This is a genomic window from Klebsiella sp. ZJOU C1, assembly GCF_035620215.1.
Classification (GTDB): domain Bacteria; phylum Pseudomonadota; class Gammaproteobacteria; order Enterobacterales; family Enterobacteriaceae; genus Klebsiella; species Klebsiella variicola.
In genome coordinates, this window is sequence record NZ_CP141644.1 from 2,613,694 (window position 1) to 2,639,647 (window position 25,954).

The following is a 25,954-nucleotide window of genomic DNA, read 5'->3' on the forward strand; positions in this document are numbered from 1 at the left end:
GAGGCTGCACAACGGCGATTCTTGCCCTAAAATAGCGTAAAAACAGCAGCAAAGCGCGATAACAACACAGGGTGACGCCAGGTCCGCAGCCCGAGTGGTGACGCCTGGTGTGAAAAAATGGTAAGGGGAGAGCGGTGATTCCAATAGAACGACATCAGCGTATTTTAGCCCTGGTGGAGCAGCGTGGGGCGGTAAGCATTAATGAGCTGACGGAGATCCTCGGCGTGTCCCATATGACCATCCGTCGGGACGTCAGTAAACTGGAGGAACAGGGGCTGCTGGTCAGCGTCTCAGGCGGCGTGCGCGCCGTCAGCCGGCTGGCCACGGAACCCAGTCATCTGGTGAAAAGCACGCTGCAGAGCGAGGAGAAACAGGCGATTGGCGCGCTGGCGGCGAGTCACATCGCCAAAAACAGCTGTATCTATCTCGATGCCGGGACCACTACCCTGGCGCTGGCGCGGGCGATCCTCGACCGGGATGATCTGCAGGTGGTGACCAATGATTTTGAGATAACCCAACTGCTGATCGATGCCAGCCAGTGCGGCGTGATCCACACCGGCGGCACGCTGTGCCGGGAGAATCGCTCCTGCGTGGGCGAATCGGCGGCGCGAACGTTACGCCACCTGGCTATCGATACGGCCTTTATCTCCGCCAGCGGCTGGGACAGCCGCGGTATTTTCACCCCTGATGAGAACAAGGTTACCGTCAAGGAGACCGTCAGCCAGGTCAGCGCGAGAAGCATCCTGCTGTGCGACAGTTCGAAATACAATCAGGTGGCCACCTTTATGGCGTTACCCTTGACCCGGTTCACCACTATTATTACCGATCGGCATCTGTCCGATGCCGCCGCCAGTCATATCGCCCGGCACGCCTGCGAGGTGCTGCGGGCCGGCTAACGCACGGTACCGCCGGGTTAGCGTTGCCAGTGCTCGATCAGCGCTGCGCCGATCCCGGCGATATGTTGATTACGCTCGGCCATACTCGCCGGGGTATCCCGCAGATAGATCACCACAATGCGCTCCGGTTTGCCGTCCGGGCCGAGCAGGGCGACAATGCCGCGCGCACCCCGTTCGCCAGCCCCGGTTTTGTCGGCGATAAACCAGCCCGGCGGCAGCACGGCGCGGATCAGCGGGCCGGCAACCCGATCGTCCACCATCCACTGCAGGAGTTGCTGTTGCGAACGGGCGCTCAGATGCTGCGCGGTCAGTAGTTTGCGCAGCGTGGCGGCCATGCTGGCCGGGGTGGTGGTGTCGCGCGCGTCGCCGGGAAGCGCCTCATTCAGTGCCGTTTCCCAGCGGTCAAGGCGGGTGACGTTGTCACCGATCTGGCGCAGAAAGGCAGTTAATCCCGCGGGGCCGCCGACGGTGGCCAGCAGCAGATTGCCAGCGCTGTTATCGCTCAGGGTGATGGCGGCGGCGCAGAGTTCGCCGATCGTCATCCCGTCGGTAAGGTGTTTTTCGCTGACCGGGGAGTAGTCCACCAGATCCTGCTGGCGGTAGTGGATCCGCCGATCCAGTTGTTCGAGCCCGGCATCCACCCGCGCCAGCACCGCGCCGCACAGCAGCACTTTAAAGGTGCTCACCATGGGAAAGCGTTCATCGGCGCGCCAGGCCGCCAGCGTGCGGCCGCTGGCCAGATCCATTTCCACCATCCCCACGCGGCCCGACAGCTGGCTTTCGCTTTGTTTAATCTGCTCAAGCGGCTGTGGACCGGCGTATACCGCCAGTGGCAGGGTGGCTAACAGGGAGATAACACACAGGCGAACATAACGCATAACCGCAATACTTCCTTGAGTGAGGGCCGATAAAGGCGAGCAAAGGAGCGACAAATAAGAATAACCCGGCGTTTTGCTGATTCACAATTCCTCTTTTTTCCTTCATCATTTGTCATCTTTTATTTCGAATAATCAATATTTAGCCCAGCCTCAGCACGCTATTTTTTGACTCAAGGCCGCGATGAACTATAAGAAAGTACGTAATGCCGCACTCAGGCTGGCGCCGTTTGTTGACGACAATGCCCGCCGGACTCCGCGGTTCGCCAATGATATACGCCATCCCGGGAGGAACTGGTGCACCCGATAATTAAGGTCATGCTGGTGGGAGGTAAGGCCGACGGGCTGTTGGTCAGCGTCGCCGATGACGCGACCGAGGTCTCGGTGACGCCTGCTCAGTACGGTGCCCCATCCGGGCAACCGCTGAGCTATCGTATTGTCAGTCAAACCATTGACGATGAACGCTATTATTTTGGCGTCTTCAGTGAAGCCCATCAGGATAGCGACAAGCTGACGCGGGTGGCGTTGACCCGTGGAATGAAAAAAATGTTCTGTTAAGCCATGCCCGAAAAGGGAGCATGAGAAGGTAACCCTGGCGCCGCTATGCTACTGTGGCAGCCTTCTATTTCCAGGGCAGGACCTATGATGATTCAGTACATCCGTATTCAAAACTTTCGCTCGGTCAGGGATATCGCGCTGGAGCTCGGGCCGCTGAACATTGTCTTCGGCCCCAACGGCTGCGGCAAATCCAATATTTATAACGCCATCCACCTGCTGACCGCCGCCGCTGACGGCAAGCTGTCGGGGTTTATCAGCGAAGAGGGCGGCCTGGAGAATATGATGTGGTCCGGGGAGCGTTCGCCCGTTGATCGTCATCCCCGCCGTCTGCAAATCGCCTGCCGGACCGACAGCTTCGATTATGAGCTGCAGATAGGCTTCCCGGAAAAATTGCCCTATCCGACGCAGTTCATGCTCGATCCCATCGTTAAAGAAGAGAACATCTGGCTGGCCGGCTACTCCCGCCGGCCTTCCTCCCGCGTACTGCAGCGTAAGAATCAGGCGGCGTTTCTCGTCGATGTGACGGGGGAGAAAAGTACGTTCACTGAGAGCATCTATGAAAACGAGTCGGTGTTCGGTCAGCTCGGCGAACCGCATCGTTTTCCCGAAGTGTCGCGGGTGCGGGAGACCCTGCGCCGCTGGCGGTTTTACCATGAATTCGCTATCGGCCGCCATTCGCCGCTGCGTCAGCCGGCCGTGGGATACCGTTCGCCAGTGCTCGACAGCGATGGCCATAATCTGGCGGCCGCCTTTCAGACCATTGTCGAAATTGGCGCGGAAGAGATTTTGCACGAGATCCTCGCCGACGCCTTTCCTGGCTGCCAGTTTTACTGTGAAAACGAGCAGTCACGTTTCGCCCTGAAAATGCGTCGCGAGGGGATCCGCCGCCCGCTGCTGGCGGCGGAGATGTCTGACGGTACGCTGCGCTTTCTATGCCTCGCCGTTGCGCTGCTCAGCCCGCGCCCGCCGGCCTTTCTGGCGATCAATGAACCGGAGAACAGTCTGCATCGCGACATGTTGCCCGCGCTGGCCCGGCTGATTATCGAGGCCTCGCGCTACAGCCAGATCTGGCTGACCAGCCACTCGGCAGAGCTGGCGGAGCTGATTGCCGCCGGGGCGCCTTGTCAGCGCTATGCCCTGGAGAATCGCGGCGGGGAGACGCGGATTGTCGAGTGAGTCCCGTCGTCCCTGACGGGAGCCGGAGTCAGGCGGGGGTCTGCGTCCCCGCTGCTGGCAGCAGATTTTTCCCGCCCCGTAAGGTAAAGAACGAGAGCAGGGTGAAGCTCAGGGTGATACACCCGAGGATCAAATAAGCCTGATGGAAGCCGACGGTGTCGTACATCCGGCCGACCCAGGCGGAAAGCACCACCCCGGAAAGCTGTTTCGACAGGTTAAAGCCGATCAGAAACAGGGTGGCCGAGAGCCGCGGGTTAAAGGCGGAGGAGATATATTTAAAGGTCCCGACCAACAGGAAGGGGATCTCAAACATATGCAGCATCTTGAGGATCACCACCTCCACCGCCGATGAGGCAAAAGACGACCCGAGAATACGCACCGACATGATCATCCCCGCCGTCAGCAGGGCGTTTTTGGCGCCGATGCGGTTAACGATGGCCGGGGCGCAGAACATAATTAGCGCGTTGAGCAGCTCGCCGCCAGTGGTAACAAAGCCAAACACTTCGGTACCACGCTGCGGGCTGGCGAAAAAGCTTTTGAAAAAGTTGGCGAACTGCTGGTCAAACACGTCATAGACGCTGGCGACGCCGATCACATAGACGATAAAGCCCCAGAAGCGCGGCATACGCAGCAGCTCTGCCGCCGTGCGCAGCGAAAAGGCCTGGCGATTGGCGCCCAGCGCTTCGATAACCTCGGCGCTGTTGCTGCTTTCCGGTCGCGACAACCAGAGCAGCAGACCGAGCACCAGCGCAAAACCGGAGGCGATCCAGAAGGTGATGTTGGGATCGATGCCGAACAGCACGCCGGTTATCGAGGCGCACAGCGCCCAGCCGACGCAGCCTGCGACCCGCACTTTGCCATATTCAAAGCGGTTGGCCCGGCTGACGCGCTCGATATAGGCTTCCACCGCCCCGGAGCCGCTGGAGAAAACAATCCCCAGATAGATCCCGCCCGCCAGCGCCCCGGCGATGATATTCATTTGCAGCAGCGGTGAAAAAACGAAAATAAAGAACGGTGCGAACAGAATTAACAGCACCGTAATAGTCCACAGCAGATGTTTGCGCAGGCCGAGCTTATCCGACATCAGGCCAAACACCGGCTGAAAAATAATGGCGAATAACGAAATAGACGAGAAAACGATCCCGGTTTCCGTTTTGGTTAAATGGTTAACGTCCGCCAGCCACACCGGAAAAAACGGAAAGTAGGCCGACATAATGAAATAGTAAAAGAAAAAGAACAGCAGGAAATAGACAAAATTATGCCGTTCTCGTGGCGCCAGTTCAGAGAATTTCATCACCATGATCCCTTGTTATTCTGTTTGTAGGGTGGGGGCTGTCGCCCCCACGGATTAAAGGCAACGCAATGAGACCTCGTACTGCCAGCGCGTTTGGCTCAGGAGCCACTGCGGTAGCACGCTGGGGGTCCAGGAGTCATCGCCGCCCACCCCCATATGCAGGCCGTCGAGGGTGATCCACATGCCGTCTTCGGCCTGCATCTTGTGCCAGTGGTCGGTCTCCATCAGCTGACGGGTACTCCACGGCTGAACGGAGAAGTGGAAATGACCGCTGACGTGCCAGCGTCCCCAGTCCAGCGCCTGGGTATCACAGCGCAGGCCGTTTTCCGTCGGGAAGATGTAGGGCGTCGTCATCGCCGCCAGCGGCTGCTCCCAGCGGGCGAAGCAGGCGCTGCTCCGCCGGTCGGGGTAGTTCTCATGCGGCCCCAGCCCCAGCCAGCTCACCGGCGCCTGCTGATCCGCCACCTGGAAGTGCAGCCCGACCCGCGGCAGCGGCGGCAGGGTTTCTGCCCGTTCGCCGTCCACCGCCAGCCGCAGCGTACCGTCCGCGGTGAAGTGCATGCGCCAGTGGCTGACAATCACTACCTCTTCGCCGCGCAGATAGTGCCAGCGACAGTCGACGAGGGTTTCATTTGCCAGGCGCTGCGCATCGCACTGGACGCAGTGCGCCTCAAGATCGTACAGGCCGGCGCTTTTCCAGCGCTCCACCCAGGCGTTGGGGTCGATACGCTCTACTTCGCTGACCCCGATGTCGTTGTCGAGCGGCGCGCGAATAAACTGGTCACGCAGGGGGGTCAACAGCTGCTCCTGACCGCCAACCGACCAGCGGCTCAGCAGACCCGTCCGGCGATCGATGGTCCAGCATTGCGAACCGGCGCGGATCTGCCAGACCTCGTCGCTGACGATAAGATCCGGAGCGCCGGCAGGCACGGTGGGCGCCGGCAGCGCCAGCGGGGCGGGCAGGGGAAACTGTTGCCAGGCGACGCGGTGTTCCGCTTCTGACCAGGCGGTCGCCCGGGGCTGGGTCACCTCCAGCGTCAGCCACACCGCGCGGGCGCCTTCAGGCAGGATCAGGCTGTCGAGCAGCGTTATCTCGTCGCTGCCCTCAGGGGGCAGCGCAAGGGTCAGGTTGCCGTGATACAGGGTTTCACCGGCCGACTGCACCTGCCAGCGCACCACTTCGTTATCGGTTGGACGGAACAGGTATTCGCTGGTGATGCGCACCCGCAGCGGCGAGGTCGACAGCAGCGTGAACTGAAAATACTGCTGGGCGTGCTTCGCCTCCACCAGCGACGGATGCGGCGTGCGATCGGGAAACACCAGACCATTCATACAGAACTGGCGATCGTTAGGCTTATCGCCAAAGTCGCCGCCATAGGCCCAGCCGACGCTGCCGTCGTCAAAGATTTTGCGGATCGCCTGATCGGCCCAGTCCCAGATAAACCCGCCCTGCAACCGCGGATACTCGCGGAAGGCCTGCCAGTAATCGGCGAAGTTGCCGAGGCTGTTGCCCATCGCGTGGGCATATTCGCAAAGGATCAGCGGCCGCTGCTCGCCGGGCAGGCTGATCCATTTTTTGATCCCCCATTTCGGTACCGCCGGGATCGGCTGGTCGCGTTCGACGCGGGCGTACATCGGACAGATAATATCGGTGGCGGTGGTATCCGCGCCGCCGCCCTCGTACTGCACCGGACGGCTCGGGTCGTTGCGTTTCAGCCAGTGGTACAGCGCTTCCTGGTTGCCGCCGCCGCCGGACTCGTTGCCCAGCGACCAGATGATAATGCACGGATGGTTGCGGTTGCTCTGTACCATCCGGGTGACGCGGGCGCTGAAGGCTGGCAGCCACGCCGGATCGTCGGACAGCCGATTCATCGGCACCATCCCGTGGGTTTCAATATTAGCTTCATCGACCACGTACAGACCGTAGCGGTTGCAGAGTTCATACCAGCGCGGCGCGTTGGGGTAGTGCGAGCAGCGCACGGCGTTAAAGTTGTTCTGCTTCATCAACAGAATGTCCTGCACCATATCCGCCTCGGTGACCACCTGACCGCGCAAATGATGATGCTCATGGCGATTAACGCCGCGGATCAGCAGCGGTTTGCCGTTGAGACGCAGCAGGCCATCGGCAATCTCGATGCGGCGAAAACCGATGTCCCATGCTTCGGCCTCCAGCAGTTCGTCGCCGCGCCACAGGGTGACCACGGCGCGATAACAGTTTGGAGTTTCCGCGCTCCAGTGCGCCGGCGCTGCCACCGCCAGGGAGAAATCGACCCGTTCCGCGTAGTGGCCGCGTTCATCCACCGCCGGGGTGCCTAACGGCTGCCGCCCGGCGGCGACCTGCTCCTCGCCGCGCCACAGGCTAACCCCGACGCTGAGCCCGGCAAGGGCCGCCTCTGTCGCTTCGATAGTCGCCTGGACCTGCAGAGTGCCGTCGCGGTAGAGGGCGTCGAGGGCTGGCGTCAACTGCACGTCGCATAGCCGTTGCTGCGGCTTATTCAGCAGCCACACCGAGCGGAAAATGCCGCTCATCCTCCACATATCCTGGTCTTCCAGCCAGCTGCCGGCGCTCCAGCGCATGACCATCACGCACAGGCGGTTGTCGCCCGGGCGCAGGAAGGGGCTGAGATCGAACGCTGCCGGCAGGCGACTGTCCTGCGAATAGCCGACCCAGACGCCATTGCACCACAGATGAAACGCCGAGTTGACGCCATCGAAAATAATCTGCGTTTGCCCGTTCTCGCGCCATGTGTCCTCAACCGTAAAGTGCAGGGAATAACAGCCGGTCGGGTTATCCTCCGGCACCCGCGGTGGCGTGGTATCGATGGGATAGCGGACGTTGGTGTAGATCGGCGCGTCATAGCCCTCCATCTGCCAGTTGGAAGGCACTGGCGTGCCGCGGCTGTCCGGCAGATCCTGCGTCAGCCACTGTGCATCGACGGCAAACGGGCTGCGGGCGTAAGCGAACTGCCACTCGCCGTCCAGTTGACGACGGCGTGTGGAGGGATGGTTATCCCGGGCGGCAAGCTCATCGCGCCAGCTGGCGAAAGCGGGATGCGCCGGCAGGCGGTTAAGGTGGGTAATGGTCTGGTTCTGCCAGTCTTCACGGGCGAGGACGGCGTGAAAGTCGGGCATATGGCTGTGGCCGGTATCGCTAATTTGCATTTTAATCCCCGGTAAGTCAGAAAATGTCGTTCGCTAAACAGGATGATTAACGTTATCGGGTAATTTGTTTTTTCCAGCAATCACGCTGAAAATGAAATGAACAGACGATCACGAAAGCGGGGGCAAAACGCTGTTTTTTGTCGTGCGTTAAACATAAAATGTTAGCGCACGACATTGTTATCGCTGAGGAGAAAAGATGCCGCGTCGTACCGCAACCCTTGAGGACGTCGCCCGCGCGGCGGGTGTGTCCCAACAGACGGTCTCCCGGGTGCTGAACCGTCCTGAGGTGGTGTCAGCCCGCACCCGGGAGCAGGTGATCCGCGCGATGCAGACGCTGCACTACGTGCCTAACCGCTCGGCGCAGCTGCTTGCCGGCAAGGCGGCGCCCTCCATCGGGCTGATTACCGCCTCGCTGTCGCTGCATGCCCCCTCGCAGATCGCCGCCGCGATAAAAAGCCATGCCAGCCTGCATCAGCTGGAAGTGGCGATAGCGATGCCGGCGCAGGCCGATTTTGTCGCGCTGCAGGCGCGGCTGGATGAGCTGCGCGCCCAGCATATTCGCGGGGTGATCGTCAGTCTGCCCCTGGAGAGCGCCACCGCCGAGCGGCTGGTGCAAGAGAACCCGGATATGGCCTGCCTGTTTCTTGACGTCTCTCCGGAGGCCGATGTCTGCTGCGTGCGCTTCGACCACCGCGACGGCTGCGGAGCCTGCGTACGCCACCTGTGGGAGCTGGGGCATCGCGAATTCGGCCTGCTGGCGGGGCCGGAAAGTTCGGTTTCCGCCCGTCTGCGCCTCGCCAGCTGGCGCGAGGCGCTGCACAGTCTGAATATCGCTCGCTCAACAACGGTGTTCGGCGACTGGAGCGCCGCCAGCGGCTGGCAAAAAACGTTCGAGCTGCTGCATCTGCAGCCGCGGATCAGCGCGATTGTGGTGGCGAACGATCAAATGGCGCTCGGCGTGCTCAGCGCGCTCGCCCAGCTTAATCGCAGCGGTAGCCGGGCGGTATCGGTGACCGGCTATGACGACACCGCCGACAGTCTCTACTTCCAGCCGCCGCTCACCACGGTGGCGCAGGACTTCGATCTGCTGGGCAAGCGGGCGGTGGAGCGGCTGATCGCCCTGATGGCGGCCCCGCAGCTGCGGATCCGCGAGCTGCTGCCGACCCGGCTTATTGTGCGCCAGTCGGCCTGGCCCGCCGCCGTCGCGGAGGATCAGCAGCAGACCCTCGCGCAACTGAAAGCGCTGGTGGAAAAACTTTAGCGCAGGCCGTTGAGGCTTTATTGAGGTTGACTCTGTTAACCTCGTCATCAAACGTAGAGAGGTCAGGATTATCTGTCTGCGAAAAATGCAAAACACAATCTATCCATGCAAGCATTGATTTACCGCCAGTCATATGGCGGTTTTTTTTTGCCGTCGCCCGCCTCTACCGTTTTCTTCCGTTCGCCTTTCCGCCTGGCATATCCTGCCGCGGCATGCTAGATCTTGCTTCCGGGGCTCCATCCGGGAGACGACGGGAGGCAAGGGTATGATGGTGATAGAGGGTAAAGAGGCGATCGCGCGGGTGGACTGGCAGCGGGTGCGAACCATTATCGCCGAGGCCGGATTGAATGAGCGCGATGTTCAGCAACTGGAGCAGGCGTTCCGCCAGAGCACCTTCTGCTGGTTTGGCTATGAGAACGGCCAGCTGATTGCCGTGGCGCGAGCCATCAGCGACTGTACCTGGAGCAGCTATCTGGCGGATGTGGCGATCGTCCCCGAACGTCAGGGGCAGGGTTACGGACAACAGTTGATGCTGGCCATCCGGGAGCAGTTGCTTCCCTTTGGCAAAATTTTTATCTATGCGGTCGCCGATAAAATTACGTTTTATCAGCGCTTTGGTTTTGCCATGCTGACCACCGGCATGGTCTGCGCCAGCGAGGAGGGCATGCAGAAAATGCAGGAGCAGGGCTATATCCGTCGGCCCTGAAAGCAGGCGCTTAGAAACGCCTGGCTTAAACGTGTAAACCAGGCGCAGGCTGTCAGAGGGGGCGTTCGAGCACGAAAAGATACGCTTCCCGCGACCAGAACAGGGCGGTGCGGCGGCGCTCCACCGACATGGTTTTCACTTCCCATCCTTCACGGGTATAGCTGCTGAGAAACTGGCTCATCTTGTCAGGGTCCGCCTTGGCTTCGCCAAAAAACAGGCTGCCCAGCAGCCCCTCTTTATAGATCACTACCCGACACTCTTTCTTCATCATCGACCCTCCTGGCGACCCGTTTACTGTGGCCGTCTATTGTCCGTTGCCGCGACGATTTTGCAATCGGAGAAGTAGCAAACTGTTTCCGGTACTGCAGCGGACTGAGCGCGAAGTGCTGGCGAAAATGGTGACGCAGGGTGCCGGCGCTGGCAAACCCGCAGCGCTCAGCGATCTGATCGATGGACATCGTGCTCTCCGTCAGGTGCTGGCGGGCGCGCAGCAGCCGCTCGTCCAGCAGCCAGCGGGCGGGTGTTTTACCGGTGGCCTCCTCAAAGCGGCGCAGGAAAGTGCGTGGTCCCATGCCGGCGCGCTGGGCGAGGGAAGCGACGGTATGGCTGGCGGCAAGATGCTGGTGCAGATAGTCAAACAGCTGCCCAAGGCGCTGGCTCTCCCGGCTGCGGGCTACCGGGCGCAGGACCTGCTGCGCCTGACCGCCGTCGCGATGGGGAGAGACTACCAGGCGGCGGGCGACGACGTTGGCGGCTTCGCTGCCGAAATCCTCGCGCACCAGATGCAGACAAAGGTCGATCCCCGCCGCGCTGCCGGCGGAAGTCATCAGCAAAGCATCGCCCACGTAAAGGACGTCCTCCACCACCTGGATCTGCGGGAAACGCGACTGCAGCGCCGCGGTGTAGCGCCAGTGGGTCGTTGCCTGGCGGCCATTGAGCAGCCCGGCGGCGGCGAGAACGAACACCCCGGAACAGATGGAAATAATCCGGCATCCGCGGGCGTGGGCGGCAACGAGGGCGGCGCACAGCGCCTCGGGGACCGGGGCGTCGACACCGCGCCAGCCGGGGACCACAATCGTATCCGCCTGGGCGAGAAGTTCAGGCCCGCCGTCAGTCATCAGGCGGATGCCGCCGGTAGCGCACAGCGGCCCTTCATCGACGGCGGCGACGGCAAAGTGGTACCAGTTGTCACCCATTTCCGGGCGCGGCAGGCCGAAGATCTCCACGGCTACGCCAAACTCAAAGGTGCACAGGCCATCGTAGGCGAGGGCGACCACCTGATGACGTGACGGTGTCACAGAAGGGGTTGTCAGGATGTTAGCGTTTTCTGTCATGGTTGTCGGCAGATCAGGGTGATGGGCGTCAGTAAAGTAGTGTTATCACAGACAAGGAGAAGACGCCATGAGTGTAGTAACCCAATTTCCCCCTGCCGCTTCCGCTGAGGCTATCCGTTGGTTCCGCCATAAGCTGCATCTTGAGACCGACTGCGCCGATGTGCACAGCGCCCAGCGTGCCGGCGAGGTCGACTTTGTCCTGCTGCACGTGGTCGGCAGCGAGGAAGCCTTCGCCAGACGTCACTTGCCAGGCGCGCAGCATCTCCCGCACAGCCAGATCACCGCCGAGCGAATGGCCGCCTGGCCGGCGGAGACCCTCTTTGTGGTCTACTGCGCCGGGCCGCACTGCAACGGTGCTGACGTTGCCGCGCTGAAGCTGGCTGAGCTTGGGCGGCCGGTGAAAATGATGCTCGGCGGACTCACCGGCTGGGAAGATGAGGGCTATGCGTTTGTTTCCGGTAAATGAAAATATTTCATGCACCATGAAATATTCTCGTTTGCGACCCACCACTCTGCATGCCAGTATCTGGACATATAGCCATCCAGAAGTCTAAAAATTCAAATAATGAACTATCACGGTGGGCAACTAACGCGCCCACCGCTAAGGAGACAGCATGCAACGTCAACAGGCCCCGTTCCGCGCAGACATCGTCGGCAGTTTTTTGCGCCCGGACAGCATTAAACAGGCGCGTCAGCAGCTGGCTGAGGGGATTATCGACGCCGGTCAGCTACGCGAAATTGAGAATAACGCGATCCGTCATCTGGTTCAGCAGCAATGCGACTGCGGCCTGCATGTGGTCACCGACGGTGAGTTTCGGCGCGCATGGTGGCATTTCGATTTCTTCGATGGCCTGCAGGGCGTTGAACGTTACGATGCCGAGCAGGGGATCCAGTTTAACGGCGTGCAGACCAAAGCGCACGGCGTTCGCGTCACCGGCAAGCTGGCGTTTGGCGACCACCCGATGCTGGAGGACTTCCGCTATCTGAAAAGCATCAGCGGCGACGCGCAGCCGAAGATGACCATTCCCAGCCCGAGCGTGCTGCACTTCCGCGGCGGGCGGAAAGATATTGATGCCACCGTTTACCCGGATCTTAGCGACTACTTCGACGATCTGGCCACCACCTGGCGCGACGCGATCCGCGCGTTTTATGACGCCGGCTGCCGCTATCTGCAGCTGGACGATACTGTGTGGGCCTACCTGTGTTCCGATGCCCAGCGTCAGCAGGTACGCGAGCGCGGCGACGATCCGGATGCGCTGGCGCGCATTTATGCCCGGGTGCTGAACCAGGCGCTGGAAGGTAAGCCGGCCGATCTGACGGTGGGCCTGCACGTCTGTCGGGGTAACTTCCGTTCAACCTGGATCTCGGAAGGCGGTTACGAGCCGGTGGCCGAGGTGCTGTTTGGCGGCGTCAATGTCGATGCCTTCTTCCTTGAGTACGACAACGACCGCTCCGGGGATTTCGCGCCGCTGCGCTTTATTCGTCCTGGCCATCAGCAGGTGGTTCTCGGACTGATCACCACCAAAAATGGCGAGCTGGAGAATCCGCAGGGGGTGAAAGCGCGTCTCGCCGAGGCGGCGCAGTACGTGCCGCTCGAGCAGATCTGCCTGAGTCCGCAGTGCGGTTTCGCCTCTACGGAAGAGGGCAATGCCCTCAGCGAAGACCAGCAGTGGCAAAAAGTCCGTCTGGTGACGTCGATCGCCGCCGACGTCTGGTAATGACTTTCTTAGCGCAGCGTTGCACCGTGATGAGGCAACGCTGCCGTCCCCACCGTCTCCGCCGCCCACCTGTCCCGCATCCTGCTGTTTTCACAACCTGGCACCGTTTTTGCCTTATCACCTCTGGTTAGCTGTTAATTCTTTATTTTTGCGCTACTCAGGAGTGAATCATGCAACGTAGAACGTTATTAAAAGCTTTTGCACTCTCCGCCTCTGTAATGGCTATGGGTCTTTCATTCCAGGCCTATGCCGCCGACACCATCAAAGTCGGGATCATGCATTCGCTCTCGGGAACGATGGCGATTTCCGAAACGCCGCTGAAGGACGTCGCGCTGATGGCCATCGACGACATCAACGCCAAAGGCGGGGTACTGGGCAAGAAGCTGGAGCCGGTGGTGGTCGACCCGGCCTCCAACTGGCCGCTGTTTGCCGAGAAGGCACGCCAGCTGCTGGCCCAGGATAAAGTGGCGGTGGTGTTTGGCTGCTGGACGTCGGTCTCACGTAAATCGGTGCTGCCGGTGTTTGAGGAGCTGAACGGCCTGCTGTTCTACCCGGTGCAGTATGAAGGGGAAGAGATGTCCCCCAACGTCTTCTATACCGGCGCGGCGCCTAACCAGCAGGCTATCCCGGCAGTGGAATACCTGCTAAGTGACGATGGCGGCGGCGCCAAACGTTTCTTCCTGCTGGGGACGGACTACGTCTATCCGCGCACCACCAACAAGATCCTCCGCGCCTTCCTGCATGCCAAAGGGATCCAGGACAAAGATATCGAGGAGGTCTACACCCCGTTCGGCTACAGCGATTACCAGACCATCGTCGCCAATATCAAAAAATTCTCCGCCGGTGGCAAAACGGCAGTGGTCTCCACCATCAATGGCGATTCCAACGTGCCGTTCTACAAAGAGCTGGCTAACCAGGGTCTGAAAGCGACCGATGTGCCGGTGGTGGCCTTCTCGGTGGGGGAAGAGGAGCTGCGCGGCATCGATACCAAACCGCTGGTCGGCAACCTCGCGGCATGGAACTACTTTGAGTCCGTCGATAATCCGACCAACAAAGCCTTCGTCGCCGACTATCGCGCGTACGCCAAAGCGCACAAGCTGCCGAATGCCGATACGGTGGTGACCAACGATCCGATGGAAGCGACCTGGGTGGGTCTGCATATGTGGGCGCAGGCGGTGACCAAAGCGGGCACCACCGATGTCGATAAAGTGCGCGAGGCGATGGCCGGGCAGACCTTCAACGCGCCGTCCGGTTTTACCCTGACCATGGATGCCACTAACCATCATCTGCATAAGCCGGTGATGATCGGTGAAATTGAAGGCAACGGCCAGTTCAACGTGGTCTGGCAGACCGATAAACCCGTTCGCGCGCAGCCGTGGAGTCCGTGGATCCCCGGTAACGATAAGAAACCTGACCATCCGGTGAAAACCGTCAGCCAGTAAGCGCCAGGGCCGGCGGGGCTGGAGCATAGCGCCCGTCGGCCGCTGACCAGAGGAGAACGACATGAACGCATTGCGTCTCATGAATGTGTTGGCGCTACTGCTGATCCTGCTGCCATGGCGGGCGCAGGCCGCGGAGGCGGACGACTTCGTTGCCGCCAGTCGCAGCCAGCAGGCGCAGCTGTTGACCCAGTGGGCGGCAGCGCCGCAGGCGGATCGTCTGCCGCTGCTGCGGGCGTTGACCACCGAGAGCCTGGTGATGGACGACGGAAAACATGCTTTCCGCACCCGACAGGGCGGATTACAGCCATTGGGCGCTGTCGCCGCGCCGCAGGGCGAAACCCGACCGGTCCGTCTGACCAACAGGCTGCGCAATCTGGCTGCCGGCGCGCTGGCCAGCCACCTTATTTTAAGTGACAACGTCACGGAGAGAGCTTCCGCCGCGCGCACGCTTCAGCGGGAAGCGACCCCGGCCATGGCCGCGCTGCTGCAACAGCGGCTGCAGGCAGAAACCGATGAAAATGTGCGGGGCCTGCTGGAGGTGGCGCTGGCGCGCCTGCAGCTCACTCAGCCTGAGGCCAGCGCGCGGCTGGCCGCCGTGACGCTGCTTGGCCATTCCGCGGACCCGGAAACCCAGGCGCTGCTGATCCCCTTTACCGATGCCCAGCATGAGCCGGATGCGGCGGTGCGCGAGGCGGCCAGCGACAGCCTGCAAAAGATCAAACATCGTCTGCTGCTCGGCGATCTGCTGGGCCAGGCCTTTATGGGGCTGTCGCTGGGATCGGTGCTGTTGCTGGCCGCGCTGGGGCTGGCGATCACCTATGGCCTGCTGGGGGTGATTAACATGGCCCACGGTGAGATGTTAATGATCGGCGCCTACAGCTGCTGGCTGGTACAGCAGGCGCTGGCGCAGCTCGCGCCGCAATGGCTGGCCTTTTATCCGCTGGTCGCGCTGCCGGTGGCGTTTCTGGTGACCGCCGGGATCGGCATGGCGCTGGAGCGCACCATTATTCGTCATCTGTATGGTCGGCCGCTGGAAACGCTGCTCGCCACCTGGGGGATCAGCCTGATGCTTATCCAGCTGGTGAGGATGCTGTTTGGCGCGCAGAACGTGGAGGTGGCAAACCCGGCCTGGCTCTCCGGCGGCGTGCAGGTCCTGCCGAACCTGATCCTGCCGTGGAACCGGCTGGCGGTGCTGGCGTTCGTCCTGCTGGTGCTGTGTTTTACCTGGCTCATCCTGAACCGTACCCGTCTGGGGATGAACGTCCGCGCCGTGACGCAGAACCGGGCGATGGCCGCCTGCTGCGGCGTGCCTACCGGGCGGGTGGATATGCTGGCCTTTGGCCTCGGCTCCGGTATTGCCGGGCTGGGCGGCGTGGCGCTGTCGCAGCTTGGCAACGTCGGGCCTGAACTGGGTCAGGGATACATCATCGACTCGTTTCTGGTGGTGGTGCTGGGCGGCGTCGGCCAGCTGGCCGGCAGCGTGGCGGCGGCCTTTGGGCTGGGCATTTTCAACAAAATTCTCGAACCCCAAATGGGCGCGGTGCTGGGCAAAATCCTGATCCTGGTGATGATTATTCTGTTTATTCAGAAACGCCCGCAGGGTCTGTTCGCGCTGAAAGGGAGGGTTATTGACTGATGAGCCAACCAATCACCTTAACGCTGGCGCAGCGCGCGCCGCGGCCTCTGCGCTGGCTGGGGATCCTGCTGGTGCTGGGGCTGCTGAGTATGCCATTCCTGGCGCTGCTGCCGGCCTCGCATCCGCTGGCGGTGCCGAGCTGGCTGCTGACGCTGAGCGGCAAAATCCTCTGCTACGCCATTGTGGCGGTGGCGCTGGATCTGGTCTGGGGCTATGCGGGCATGCTGTCGCTGGGGCACGGGATCTTCTTTGCCCTCGGCGGGTACGCCATGGGGATGTACCTGATGCGCCAGGCGGCGGGCGACGGTCTGCCGGCGTTTATGTCTTTTCTCTCCTGGAGCGAGCTGCCCTGGTTCTGGTGGGGCACGCAGCATTTCGCCTGGGCGATGGCGCTGGTAGTGCTGGTTCCCGGTCTGCTGGCCCTGGTTTTCGGCTGGTTTGCCTTTCGCTCGAAGATCAAAGGGGTCTATTTCTCGATCATGACCCAGGCCCTGACCTATGCCGGTATGCTGCTGTTCTTTCGCAACGAGACCGGGTTTGGCGGCAACAACGGCTTCACCGGTTTTACCACGCTGCTGGGTTTTCCGGTCACCGCCACCGGCACCCGCGCCACCCTGTTTATGGCCACGGTTTTGCTGCTGTTGCTGACCCTGTGGCTGGGCTCGGCGCTGGCGCAGAGTAAGTTTGGCCGGATCCTCACCGCGGTACGTGACGCCGAAAACCGGCTGATGTTCTGCGGGTACGACCCGCGCGGCTTCAAGCTGCTGGTATGGACGCTGTCGGCGGTGCTCTGCGGTCTGGCGGGGGCGTTATATGTCCCGCAGGTCGGGATCATCAACCCCAGCGAAATGTCGCCGACCAACTCCATCGAGGCCGCCATCTGGGTCGCGCTCGGCGGGCGCGGCACCCTGATCGGCCCGGTGCTTGGCGCCGGGCTGGTCAACGGCGCGAAAAGCATTTTCACCGTGGCGATGCCAGAGTACTGGCAGCTGTTTCTGGGCCTCATCTTCATCATCGTGACCCTGTTTTTACCCCGCGGAGTGATGGGCCTGCTGCGTCGAGGAGACCGCTAATGCAACCGGATGAAGGACTGTTTACCCGTCAGCTGCCCGGCGATCGCTTTCGCGAACAAACCGATCCGGTGCTGCAGCTGGAGAATATCAACGTCAGCTTTGACGGTTTCCGGGCGCTGACGGATCTGTCGCTGGCGATAGGCGTCGGCGAACTGCGCTGTGTGATCGGCCCCAACGGGGCGGGCAAGACCACCCTGATGGATGTGATCACCGGCAAGACCCGGCCGCAAAGCGGCAAAGCGCTCTATGACCAGTCGGTGGATCTGACCACTCTTGACCCGGTGGCCATCGCCCGCCAGGGCATCGGGCGCAAGTTTCAGAAGCCGACGGTCTTCGAAGCGCTGACGGTGGCGGAAAATCTCTCCCTGGCGATGAAGGGTGATAAATCGGTGTGGGCCAGCCTGCGCGCCCGGCTGAGCAGCGAACAGGACGATCGGCTGAATGAGGTGCTGCGCCTGCTGCGTCTCGACGGTGAGCGCTACCGCCAGGCCGGTCTGCTGTCCCATGGCCAGAAACAGTTTCTTGAGATCGGCATGCTGCTGGTGCAGGAGCCGCATCTGCTGCTGCTTGATGAGCCGGCGGCCGGCATGACCGATGCGGAAACGGAGTATACGGCGGAGCTGTTTCGTACCCTGGCTGGACAGCACTCCCTGATGGTGGTGGAGCACGACATGGGATTTGTCGAGACCATCGCCGACCGGGTGACGGTCCTGCATCAGGGCCAGGTGCTGGCGGAGGGATCGATGCGGGAGGTGCAGGCCAATGAGCAGGTCATTGAAGTTTATCTGGGACGTTAAGGAGCGCCAATGTTACAGGTGAGTCAGCTACATCAATACTACGGCGGCAGCCATATTTTGCGTGGGGTGGATTTTTCCGCCCGCCAGGGTGAAGTCACCTGCCTGCTGGGGCGCAATGGCGTCGGTAAGACCACCCTGCTGAAATGCCTGATGGGGCTGATCCCGGCGCGCAGCGGTGAGGTACGCTGGCAGGATCAGAACATCACCCATCGCAAACCACACCAGCGGGTGCAGGCCGGGGTCGCCTACGTTCCCCAGGGGCGCGAGATATTTCCGCGCCTGACGGTGGAAGAAAACCTGCTGATGGGGCTGTCGCGCTTTCCCGCCCGCGAAGCGCAGCAGGTGCCGGAGGAGATCTACCAGCTTTTCCCGGTGCTCAAGACCATGAAGCAGCGACGAGGGGGTGACTTATCCGGCGGGCAGCAGCAGCAGCTGGCGATCGGCCGCGCGCTGGCCAGCCGTCCGCAGCTGCTGATCCTCGATGAACCCACCGAGGGGATCCAGCCCTCCGTCATCAAAGAGATTGGCGAGGTGATCCGCCAGCTGGCGAGCCGGGGGGATATGGCGATCCTGCTGGTGGAGCAGTTCTATGATTTTGCCGCCGGGCTGGCGGACCACTACCTGGTGATGTCGCGCGGCGCCATCGTCCAGCAGGGCAAGGGCGGTGATATGGAGCGCGACGGCGTGCGCGCCATGGTGACCATCTGACCAGGCCGGCGGCGTGCGCGCCGCCGGTTTGCGGGCTATTTGCGCAACAGCCGCTGCAGGCGCGCCTGGCGCCAGTTTTTGATCCATTCGCCGAACACGAACAGGCGTAATCCTCTTACCACCAGCAGAGCGCCCCAGATCAGGGCGACCCAGCCGGACCAGTAGTACTGCGGGTTAGTGAAGCGGTTGAGCACCGCCAGCAGCACGCAGACTACCACCGCCACCGACAGCGAACGGAAAAAGCGGCTCTCCTGATGCACCCGCGCTTTGGCTTCCTCTATGCGCAGATCCAGCGAGGTTTCCGGGCCCGGCGCACCCTCCCGCGAGGCTTCGCCGCCGATCTCGGCCACCGTGACCTCAAAGACCGCGGCGAGGGCGCTGAGAGTCTCCAGTCCCGGGCGTTCGCCATTCTCAATGCGCTGGATCGTGCGGACGCTGAGACCCGCCATTTCGGCCAGCTGCTCCTGGGACCAGGCGCGCTGTAGCCGTAATTGTTTGACCTGATTGTTGCTGTTCATATTCGTATGCTCCATGACGTTCTGCGGATGTAAACCTGTGATGGAGTATGGTGAACCGGGCCGCCAGCCACCACGACAGCGACCCGACAACGGCCCGACATCAACCCGACAGCCGCATGCCAGCTGGCGTCAGGCGTTAGCCAGCGGACAATCCGGCTGCCAGGGACGGGCATTCATCCCGCGGAAAATCATCAGCCAGGCGGCGACAATCGCCACGATAAGAATGACAAAAAGCGACCAGTGTGGCAGATGGGTGAGGATCATCCCGGTGAACATCGGGTTGAATGCCGCGCCCAGCCACCCCAGCGACTGGGCGGAGAAGTAGCTGGCCTTCATCCCCGGCGGGGCAATATGGTCAATCAGCATATACTCCCCGGGGGCATAAATCACTTCCCCGAGGGTGAAGATCGCCGCCGAGATCCCCCACGCCCACAGGCTGGCGCCAGAGAACATAAAGCCCACGAGGCCGATAACAAAGCAGACGGTGCCGAAGGTCATCAGCGGGCGAATATTTCTGGCGCTCAGCCGCCGGCCAACCGCGTACTGCAAAGCGACCACCACCGCGGCGTTAACCGGCAGCACCACGGCCACCACTTTCTCGGCGAAGTCACTGCTGGCGACCACCAGCACATACTGCGAGAGACAGGAGGCGAAAGCGCCGCTGACGAAGGAGGCCAGCAGCCCGGAACAGGTAAACCACAGCAGCGCCCGGTCATGCAGCAACACCGAGGGAGACCAGGCGACAGCGCCCGGCTGGGCCACGGCCACCTCCCGCTGGAGAAACAGCTGAATAAACACCAATGGAAAGGCGGCGCAGGCGGCCGCCAGCCAGAACGGCAAATTGATACTGTGCATCACCAGCAGCGTGCCGATGGGCGGCCCGACGGTCCAGCCGATATTGAGGATGGTATAGTTCAGCGAGAAGATACGCGCTTTTTTCTCCGGCGTCAGTCGGTCGGCGAACCAGGCTTTTAGCACGGTGGAAAACACCGAGTAGGCGCAGTTGATCAACGCAAAGAAGATCACCACCAGGATAGCGTTATTGACCAGCGGTATCGCGCTAAATCCCAGAATAAACACCAGCACTGACCACACCATATAGCGCTTTTTGTCGAACTTATCCGCGAGGATGCCAAAGCCCATGCTGAACAGCACGCCGACCACCAGCGCCAGCGACAACGCGTAGCCAATCACATCGACATCCAGCTGATAACGTCGGGTGAGGTAGATAGTCATAAACGGCAGTGTGGCCCCGCGGCCAATAGTTAGCAGTAACGACGATGCCAGCAGCGCGATGGTGGAGCGCCTGAGAGTGGTGATCATGATTTCCTTGCCTGTCATGTTGTTATAATTTTACGTCTTCGATCACAAATAACACGCTCATTACGCCTTGTACAGGTCAGCCCGGTCGCCGGTCGCACTTCCTGGCCTGCCAAAAATAATGATCTATCCTGGCGGCCGCTTTTTGGTTACTTTGATTTTGTTCACAAAAATTCTAATAACGACAGAGGCAGGGTATGACGAGGAAAGATGGACTACTGGCGCTGATGGTAGTGGTGGTGTGGGGGCTTAACTTTGTGGTGATTAAGCTGGGATTACACAATATGCCGCCGCTGATGCTGGCGGGGCTGCGCTTTATGCTGGTCGCCTTCCCGGCGCTGCTGTTTGTATCCCGCCCGGCCATCCCGCTGCGCCTGCTGCTGGGTTATGGCCTGACCATTAGCTTTGGTCAGTTTGCCTTTCTGTTCTGCGCTATTGGCCTGGGTATGCCTGCCGGGCTGGCATCGCTGGTGCTGCAGGCGCAAGCCTTCTTCACCATCATTCTCGGCGCCTTCGTCTTTGGCGAACGTCTGCAGGGCAAGCAACTGGCGGGGATCGCCCTGGCGATCTTTGGCGTGCTGGTGCTGGTGGAGGGCAGCCTTGGCGGGGAGCATGTGCCGCTGGTGGGCTTTATGCTGACCCTGGCGGCGGCGCTCAGCTGGGCCTGCGGTAATATCTTCAACAAGAAAATCATGTCGCATGCCGCCCGGCCGCCCATTATGTCGCTGGTGGTGTGGAGCGCGTTGATCCCGGTGCTGCCGTTTATGCTGGCCTCATGGCTGATTGATGGCCCGCAGACCATGCTGGCGAGCCTGCAACACATCGATCTGCTGACGATACTGTCGCTGCTCTATCTGGCGTTTATCGCCACTATCGTCGGCTATGGTATCTGGGGATCGCTGCTGGGGCGCTATGAAACCTGGCGGGTGGCGCCGCTGTCGCTGCTGGTGCCGGTGGTGGGGATGGCCAGCGCTGCGCTGTTGCTGGGGGAGACGCTGAGCGGACTGCAGCTCACCGGGGCGGTACTGATTATGGCCGGGCTCTATATTAACGTCTTCGGATTACGTCTGGTGCGGCCGGGTATAGCGCGCGGATAAAAAAAAAGCCCCGAAGAAGGGGCTACACAATTATGCGTGTAATGGCATCACAGGTCGTGCTGCTGGTAGTACGGCACGCCCAGTTCGTCGGATTTATCACTGCCAGCCGCCATATGATTGAAATCAAATGGCGAATCGTTATGTTCCGAAGGGATAATCATTGTATCACGCTGGTTTTGACGCACCGGCGTGGTGTTTTGCTCCGCATAGCTGAGGCTGGAGACCAGCGACAGGAGTACGATAGCTGCGGCAGCGAATAGTTTCATGATTTCCTCAATACGTCTTTGATAATACAGGCGATTAACATCAGTTATTTAGCGGATGCAGATAGCGGGATTCGCCAGGTACATTCGTTATGCGATACTTGTGGGGCGGAACATCGAAATAGTTCTTGAACGTTCGCGTCAGGGTCTGCTGCGACTCGAAACCGTAGCGTTCCGCCAGGTACAAAATGGGCTCATTGCTCTGCTTGAGCTTTTGCGCAATCTCCGTCAGCTTGCGGCTGCGGATGTACTGGCCGAGGGAATGGCCGGTCTCTTTCTTAAACATACGTTGCAGGTGCCACTTGGAGTAACCTGAACGCTCAGACACTTTTTCCAGCGACAGGGGCGATTCCAGGTTATCCTCGATCCACGACAAAATACTATGGATAGTGATGGCGTCATTATTACGTCTGGACATCATCTTACCTCTTCTTATTTTACGGCAGGACCTTCTTGAGTAGTTGCTCAAGCGCGACGACTTCGTCCGCCGACAGATTTTTTGTTAACTCCTGGTGTAACTTCTGACCCACAACCTGATGACACTGCTCGCAAAGGGCTGCGCCGTCCGGTGTCAACTGCACCAGCACGCCGCGCTTGTCAGCGGGGTTGGGTAACCGTTCAATCCAGCCTTTGCACGCCAGGCGGTCGAGCATACGCGTCATCGCGCCCGGGTCGACGGAAAGCACGGTTTTCAGCTCAACGGGGGTAATACATACCTCGCAACGAATGGAACAGAGCACGCGAAACTGGGTCGCGGTAATATCCATGGGTGAGAGGTAGTCGTTGAGCAGGCGATCTTTTTTCTGGTTAACCATCTGGATCAAGCGGCCCAACGGGATCATTTCATTAAACAGGTCGCTGGTACTTTTCATGATGGTTGCCCAGGCAAGTAATTAGTTGCAGGTGATACTATTGCCCAGGCAATCATAAGTCAACATTATGAATTGGCCGATGCCACGATTTGCTAAAATAAAAAAATCTGACGTGGGTCACTGTTTGTGGTTTTGCTAACGCTTGTTAATTTTTAGCGGAAGTGGTTTATCAGCAGGCTGGCGGCGAAAGTGTCGAAGCCGGTATACTCACGGAACGAAACAATACTTAAAAAATGAATATTAACGGGACTTTAATTAACTATGTTCGATTTGTTTAAAGCAATAGGGCTTGGCCTGGCGGTGCTTTTACCGCTGGCAAACCCACTCACAACCGTGGCGCTGTTCCTCGGCCTGGCGGGCAATATGAACAACGCCGAGCGGAACAAGCAGGCGTTGATGGCATCGGTGTATGTGTTCGCCATTCTGATGGTGTCGTGGTATGCCGGTCAGGTGGTGATGAATACATTCGGCATATCAATACCTGGGCTGCGTATCGCCGGGGGATTGATTGTGGCCTTTATCGGTTTCCGCATGCTGTTCCCCCAGCAAAAAGCCCACGATTCGATGGAAGCGAAGATCAAATCGGAAGAACTGCAGGATGAACCGACCGCCAATATCGCCTTTGTGCCGCTGGCGATGCCAAGCACCGCCGGTCCGGGAACCATCGCGATGATTATTAGCTCCGCCTCGACCGTTAAGCACGGCGTGGACTTCCCGGAGTGGGTGGTACTGGCGGCGCCGCCGATCATCTTTTTGCTGTTAGGGGTGATTCTGTGGGCTTGTCTGCGCAGTTCCGGCGCGATTATGCGTCTGGTAGGCAAAGGCGGCATCGAGGCCATTTCGCGGCTGATGGGCTTCCTGCTGGTCTGTATGGGCGTGCAGTTTATTATTAATGGCGTGCTGGAGATCATTTCGACCTGGCACCCCTGATCGCCCCGGATGGGATGAGAGACAACAGCCTGCCGGTAGCCATGCCGGCAGGCTTTTTTATCGCGGTAACTCAGGAGTGGTGCGGTTGATGGTCTTCCAGCGATACCGGCCAGCGGCGGAAGATCATCAGAGACCATACCAGCGCGGCCAGCGCCGGGATGGCACCGATGTAGCCGATGGAAGCCATCGACAGATGCAGACTCACCTGGCTGCCCACCAGCGCGCCAGCGCCAATACCAATATTAAAGATGCCCGAGAACAGGGACATGGCGACGTCGGTGGCATCCGGCGCGGAAGCCAGCACTTTTACCTGCATACCGAGGCCGATAATCATGATCGCCACGCCCCAGAAGATACTGAGCAGCATCAGATGATGTGCATTGTCCGAGGCAGGCAGGAGCAACAGCAGGCAGGCCAGCAGCAGGCCGATAGCGATGCTAATCAGCCCGGAAGCGTGCTGGTTGCCGAGCTTACCGAACAGAATGCTGCCGATAATACCGGCCCCGCCGAGGATCAACAGCAGCACGGTAGCAAAGTTGCCGCTCAGGCCCGCCACCGTCTGGACAAAGGGCTCGATATAGCTGTAGGCGGTATAGTGGGCGGTCACCACCACCACGGTCAGAATATAAACGCTGACCAGCGCCGGGCGGCGGAACAGCACCGGCAGGCTTTTCAGCGAGCCAGAATGTTCACTCGGTAGCGTCGGCAGCAGTTTTACCAGACAGGCAAGGGTGGCTAACGCGCCGAGGCCAATCGCCAGGAAGGTCATTCGCCAGCCAAAATACTGGCCGATGATGCGGCCAATCGGAATACCGAACACCATCGCCAGGGCTGTACCGGTGGCGATCAGGCTCAGCGCCTGCGCCCGTTTGCCAGGCGGCGCCATACGGATGGCCAGCGCTGAGGTAATCGACCAGAAAACCGCATGCGCAAAAGCGATGCCAATGCGGCTAATCACCAGGACGTCAAAACTCCACGCAAAAAACGACAGAACGTGGCTGGCAATAAACAGAATAAACAGGCCGATGAGCAGCCGCCGGCGCTCCATTTTGCTGGTCAGCAGCATAAACGGCAGCGACATCAGCGCCACCACCCACGCATAAATGGTGAGCATCATGCCCACCTGGGCGGTTTCCATGCCGAAGCTGCCGGCAATATCGGACAGCAGACCGACAGGGGCGAATTCTGTGGTGTTAAAAATAAACGCGGCGATGGCCAACGTCACGACACGTAGCCACGCTACCTTGCGTGAGACCGTATTCGTAGTCATAAGCTCTGGACGGGTGATTCAAGGGAAGATGTGACGGTGATCTTAAAACGATTACTGGCGAAAAGACAATCATTTTGTGATCTGCATCTCATTTCGCTGCAAGTGGCTGGCCGCGGTTAAGCAATTAATTTTGCTATGGATAGTGTCAGGGGAGCGCTTTTATGTCATGTTGAAGGAAAGTAAAAAAAGTAAGGACAGTGTATGCAGGAAATTCAATTTTATCTGGTCGATGCCTTCAGCGATAAAAACTTTGGCGGTAATGCCGCGGCCGTTTGCCCGCTCAGCGAGTGGTTAGCGGACGATGTATTGCTGAAAATGGCCCAACAGCATAACCAGTCCGAAACGGCGTTTTTCGTCCACACCGACGAAGGCTATGAGCTGCGCTGGTTTACCACGCTGGGCGAGATCAACCTCTGCGGCCACGCCACCCTGGCGACGGCGCATGTTATTTTCGAGTATCTTGACCATCCCTCGGCGACGATTACCTTCAGCACCCGTTTTGTCGGTGAACTGCGGGTGACCCGCAGCGGCGACTGGCTGACGCTCGACTTCCCGGCGTGGACGACCACCCCGGTGGACAACCCGCCGGCGGATCTGCTGGCCGGACTGGGGCTTGAGTCTGCCGTCGAGGTGCGGGAAGGGCGTGATTATCTGGTCGTGCTGGCGGATCGCCAGCAGGTTGAAGCGGTGCAGACCGATATGGCACGTCTGCAGAAGCTCGGCAAAATGATCTGCGTCAGCGCGCCGGATGAGGAGTATGACTTTGTCAGCCGCTTCTTCTGCCCGGGAGAAGGGGTGCCAGAGGATCCGGTGACCGGCTCCGCCCACAGCATGCTGATCCCCTGGTGGGGCGAAAAGCTGGGGAAAACCACCATGATGGCGCGCCAGGTCTCCGCCCGCGGCGGCGACCTGCGCTGCCAGTGGCAGGGCGACAGGGTGCTGATTAGCGGCCAGGCCACCACCTATCTGCGCGGAACGGTTTACCTGCGTTAATCATCGCCACCGCGTCGCCCCGGGGAGCGGTAATCTACTTCCGCTCCCCGGGGCG

The 25,954-nt window shown here is 60.3% G+C and carries 26 protein-coding genes and 1 pseudogene; 15 read left to right on the forward strand and 12 right to left on the reverse strand.

Annotated elements, in window-relative coordinates:
• Nucleotides 1-134: 134 nt before the first annotated feature.
• Nucleotides 135-896 (forward strand): DeoR/GlpR family DNA-binding transcription regulator, encoded by a 762-nt coding sequence (locus SPE70_RS12430; RefSeq protein ID WP_008804982.1) that lies wholly within the window; start codon nt 135-137, stop codon nt 894-896.
• A 17-nt stretch (nt 897-913) separates the two neighbouring features.
• Here the strand turns inward: SPE70_RS12430 and SPE70_RS12435 are convergent, their stop codons facing one another.
• Entirely contained in the window at nt 914-1,774 is an 861-nt protein-coding gene (locus SPE70_RS12435; RefSeq protein ID WP_023297577.1) for a class A beta-lactamase LEN-16, read from the reverse strand.
• Between the two features lie 294 nt (nt 1,775-2,068).
• Between SPE70_RS12435 and SPE70_RS12440 the strand changes: the two genes are divergently transcribed.
• Both SPE70_RS12440 and SPE70_RS12445 read left to right on the forward strand, forming a co-directional pair.
• Nucleotides 2,069-2,329 carry a hypothetical protein gene (locus SPE70_RS12440; RefSeq protein WP_008804980.1) on the forward strand — a complete coding sequence of 87 codons (261 nt, stop codon included), beginning with the start codon at nt 2,069-2,071 and terminating at the stop codon, nt 2,327-2,329.
• Between the two features lie 87 nt (nt 2,330-2,416).
• Nucleotides 2,417-3,505 (forward strand): AAA family ATPase, encoded by a 1,089-nt coding sequence (locus tag SPE70_RS12445; protein WP_023322574.1) that lies wholly within the window; start codon nt 2,417-2,419, stop codon nt 3,503-3,505.
• A gap of 28 nt (nt 3,506-3,533) precedes the next feature.
• Here SPE70_RS12445 and SPE70_RS12450 read toward each other — a convergent pair whose 3' ends face one another.
• Nucleotides 3,534-4,799, reverse strand: coding sequence for an MFS transporter (locus SPE70_RS12450; RefSeq protein ID WP_008804978.1), 1,266 nt, complete (start codon nt 4,797-4,799; stop codon nt 3,534-3,536).
• Between the two features lie 54 nt (nt 4,800-4,853).
• Nucleotides 4,854-7,961 carry a beta-galactosidase gene (locus SPE70_RS12455; RefSeq protein ID WP_063105608.1) on the reverse strand — a complete coding sequence of 1,036 codons (3,108 nt, stop codon included), beginning with the start codon at nt 7,959-7,961 and terminating at the stop codon, nt 4,854-4,856.
• Between the two features lie 196 nt (nt 7,962-8,157).
• Between SPE70_RS12455 and SPE70_RS12460 the strand changes: the two genes are divergently transcribed.
• The gene (locus SPE70_RS12460; protein ID WP_008804976.1) at nt 8,158-9,222 is read left to right on the forward strand and encodes a LacI family DNA-binding transcriptional regulator; all 1,065 of its coding nucleotides are present in this window, start codon (nt 8,158-8,160) and stop codon (nt 9,220-9,222) included.
• 7 nt (nt 9,223-9,229) lie between these two features.
• Here the strand turns inward: SPE70_RS12460 and SPE70_RS12465 are convergent.
• A pseudogene (locus SPE70_RS12465) lies at nt 9,230-9,423 on the reverse strand (hypothetical protein); the annotation flags it as partial.
• Between the two features lie 64 nt (nt 9,424-9,487).
• On the opposite strand from SPE70_RS12465, the gene SPE70_RS12470 reads away from it, so the two are divergent.
• The gene (locus SPE70_RS12470; protein ID WP_016160986.1) at nt 9,488-9,928 is read left to right on the forward strand and encodes a GNAT family N-acetyltransferase; all 441 of its coding nucleotides are present in this window, start codon (nt 9,488-9,490) and stop codon (nt 9,926-9,928) included.
• A gap of 52 nt (nt 9,929-9,980) precedes the next feature.
• Here SPE70_RS12470 and SPE70_RS12475 read toward each other — a convergent pair whose 3' ends face one another.
• Nucleotides 9,981-10,196 (reverse strand): DUF4177 domain-containing protein, encoded by a 216-nt coding sequence (locus SPE70_RS12475; RefSeq protein ID WP_004205985.1) that lies wholly within the window; start codon nt 10,194-10,196, stop codon nt 9,981-9,983.
• Nucleotides 10,165-11,262 carry a transcriptional regulator FtrA gene (gene ftrA, locus SPE70_RS12480; protein WP_032730305.1) on the reverse strand — a complete coding sequence of 366 codons (1,098 nt, stop codon included), beginning with the start codon at nt 11,260-11,262 and terminating at the stop codon, nt 10,165-10,167. Before ftrA ends, SPE70_RS12475 begins: the two co-directional genes overlap by 32 nt.
• Before the next feature lie 67 nt (nt 11,263-11,329).
• Here ftrA and SPE70_RS12485 point away from each other — a divergent pair, with 67 nt between their 5' ends.
• From SPE70_RS12485 to urtE, 7 genes are all read left to right on the forward strand, one after another.
• Nucleotides 11,330-11,728 (forward strand): rhodanese-like domain-containing protein, encoded by a 399-nt coding sequence (locus SPE70_RS12485; RefSeq protein WP_012541783.1) that lies wholly within the window; start codon nt 11,330-11,332, stop codon nt 11,726-11,728.
• Nucleotides 11,729-11,876: 148 nt separating this feature from the next.
• Entirely contained in the window at nt 11,877-12,980 is a 1,104-nt protein-coding gene (locus SPE70_RS12490) for a cobalamin-independent methionine synthase II family protein (protein ID WP_012541782.1), read from the forward strand.
• Nucleotides 12,981-13,150: 170 nt separating this feature from the next.
• Nucleotides 13,151-14,422, forward strand: coding sequence for an urea ABC transporter substrate-binding protein (gene urtA / locus SPE70_RS12495; protein WP_008804971.1), 1,272 nt, complete (start codon nt 13,151-13,153; stop codon nt 14,420-14,422).
• Nucleotides 14,423-14,483: 61 nt separating this feature from the next.
• Complete coding sequence (gene urtB, locus SPE70_RS12500) at nt 14,484-16,058, forward strand: urea ABC transporter permease subunit UrtB (protein ID WP_042947791.1); 1,575 nt, start codon at nt 14,484-14,486, stop codon at nt 16,056-16,058.
• Nucleotides 16,058-17,131 (forward strand): urea ABC transporter permease subunit UrtC, encoded by a 1,074-nt coding sequence (urtC, locus tag SPE70_RS12505; protein ID WP_008804969.1) that lies wholly within the window; start codon nt 16,058-16,060, stop codon nt 17,129-17,131. The genes urtB and urtC overlap by 1 nt, the downstream gene beginning before the upstream one ends.
• Nucleotides 17,131-17,928: an urea ABC transporter ATP-binding protein UrtD gene (gene urtD / locus SPE70_RS12510; RefSeq protein WP_064170212.1), complete on the forward strand. Its 798-nt coding sequence runs from the start codon at nt 17,131-17,133 to the stop codon at nt 17,926-17,928. The genes urtC and urtD overlap by 1 nt, the downstream gene beginning before the upstream one ends.
• Nucleotides 17,929-17,937: 9 nt before the next feature.
• Entirely contained in the window at nt 17,938-18,636 is a 699-nt protein-coding gene (gene urtE, locus SPE70_RS12515) for an urea ABC transporter ATP-binding subunit UrtE (protein ID WP_016160988.1), read from the forward strand.
• A 35-nt stretch (nt 18,637-18,671) separates the two neighbouring features.
• Here urtE and SPE70_RS12520 read toward each other — a convergent pair whose 3' ends face one another.
• Together SPE70_RS12520 and ydeE are read right to left on the reverse strand one after the other, a co-directional pair.
• Entirely contained in the window at nt 18,672-19,154 is a 483-nt protein-coding gene (locus SPE70_RS12520; protein ID WP_064170213.1) for a helix-turn-helix domain-containing protein, read from the reverse strand.
• A 129-nt stretch (nt 19,155-19,283) separates the two neighbouring features.
• A complete protein-coding gene (gene ydeE / locus SPE70_RS12525) occupies nt 19,284-20,477 on the reverse strand; it encodes an efflux MFS transporter YdeE (protein ID WP_012541778.1) in 1,194 nt (397 codons plus the stop codon).
• A gap of 194 nt (nt 20,478-20,671) precedes the next feature.
• On the opposite strand from ydeE, the gene eamA reads away from it, so the two are divergent.
• Nucleotides 20,672-21,571, forward strand: a complete 900-nt coding sequence (eamA, locus tag SPE70_RS12530) for an O-acetylserine/cysteine exporter (RefSeq protein WP_064170214.1) — start codon at nt 20,672-20,674, stop codon at nt 21,569-21,571.
• A 47-nt stretch (nt 21,572-21,618) separates the two neighbouring features.
• Here eamA and marB read toward each other — a convergent pair whose 3' ends face one another.
• The 3 genes from marB to marR are packed head-to-tail and all read right to left on the reverse strand — an operon-like array spanning nt 21,619 to nt 22,706.
• The gene (marB, locus tag SPE70_RS12535; RefSeq protein WP_008804964.1) at nt 21,619-21,837 is read right to left on the reverse strand and encodes a multiple antibiotic resistance protein MarB; all 219 of its coding nucleotides are present in this window, start codon (nt 21,835-21,837) and stop codon (nt 21,619-21,621) included.
• Between the two features lie 40 nt (nt 21,838-21,877).
• Nucleotides 21,878-22,252 carry an MDR efflux pump AcrAB transcriptional activator MarA gene (gene marA / locus SPE70_RS12540; protein WP_002904397.1) on the reverse strand — a complete coding sequence of 125 codons (375 nt, stop codon included), beginning with the start codon at nt 22,250-22,252 and terminating at the stop codon, nt 21,878-21,880.
• 19 nt (nt 22,253-22,271) lie between these two features.
• A complete protein-coding gene (gene marR / locus SPE70_RS12545) occupies nt 22,272-22,706 on the reverse strand; it encodes a multiple antibiotic resistance transcriptional regulator MarR (protein ID WP_008804963.1) in 435 nt (144 codons plus the stop codon).
• A gap of 261 nt (nt 22,707-22,967) precedes the next feature.
• On the opposite strand from marR, the gene SPE70_RS12555 reads away from it, so the two are divergent.
• Complete coding sequence (locus SPE70_RS12555) at nt 22,968-23,636, forward strand: MarC family NAAT transporter (protein WP_002904403.1); 669 nt, start codon at nt 22,968-22,970, stop codon at nt 23,634-23,636.
• A gap of 70 nt (nt 23,637-23,706) precedes the next feature.
• On the opposite strand, the gene SPE70_RS12560 is transcribed toward SPE70_RS12555, so the two are convergent.
• Complete coding sequence (locus SPE70_RS12560) at nt 23,707-24,906, reverse strand: sugar transporter (RefSeq protein WP_008804962.1); 1,200 nt, start codon at nt 24,904-24,906, stop codon at nt 23,707-23,709.
• Nucleotides 24,907-25,107: 201 nt separating this feature from the next.
• On the opposite strand from SPE70_RS12560, the gene SPE70_RS12565 reads away from it, so the two are divergent.
• Complete coding sequence (locus tag SPE70_RS12565; RefSeq protein ID WP_012968269.1) at nt 25,108-25,899, forward strand: PhzF family phenazine biosynthesis protein; 792 nt, start codon at nt 25,108-25,110, stop codon at nt 25,897-25,899.
• Nucleotides 25,900-25,954: the final 55 nt, after the last annotated feature.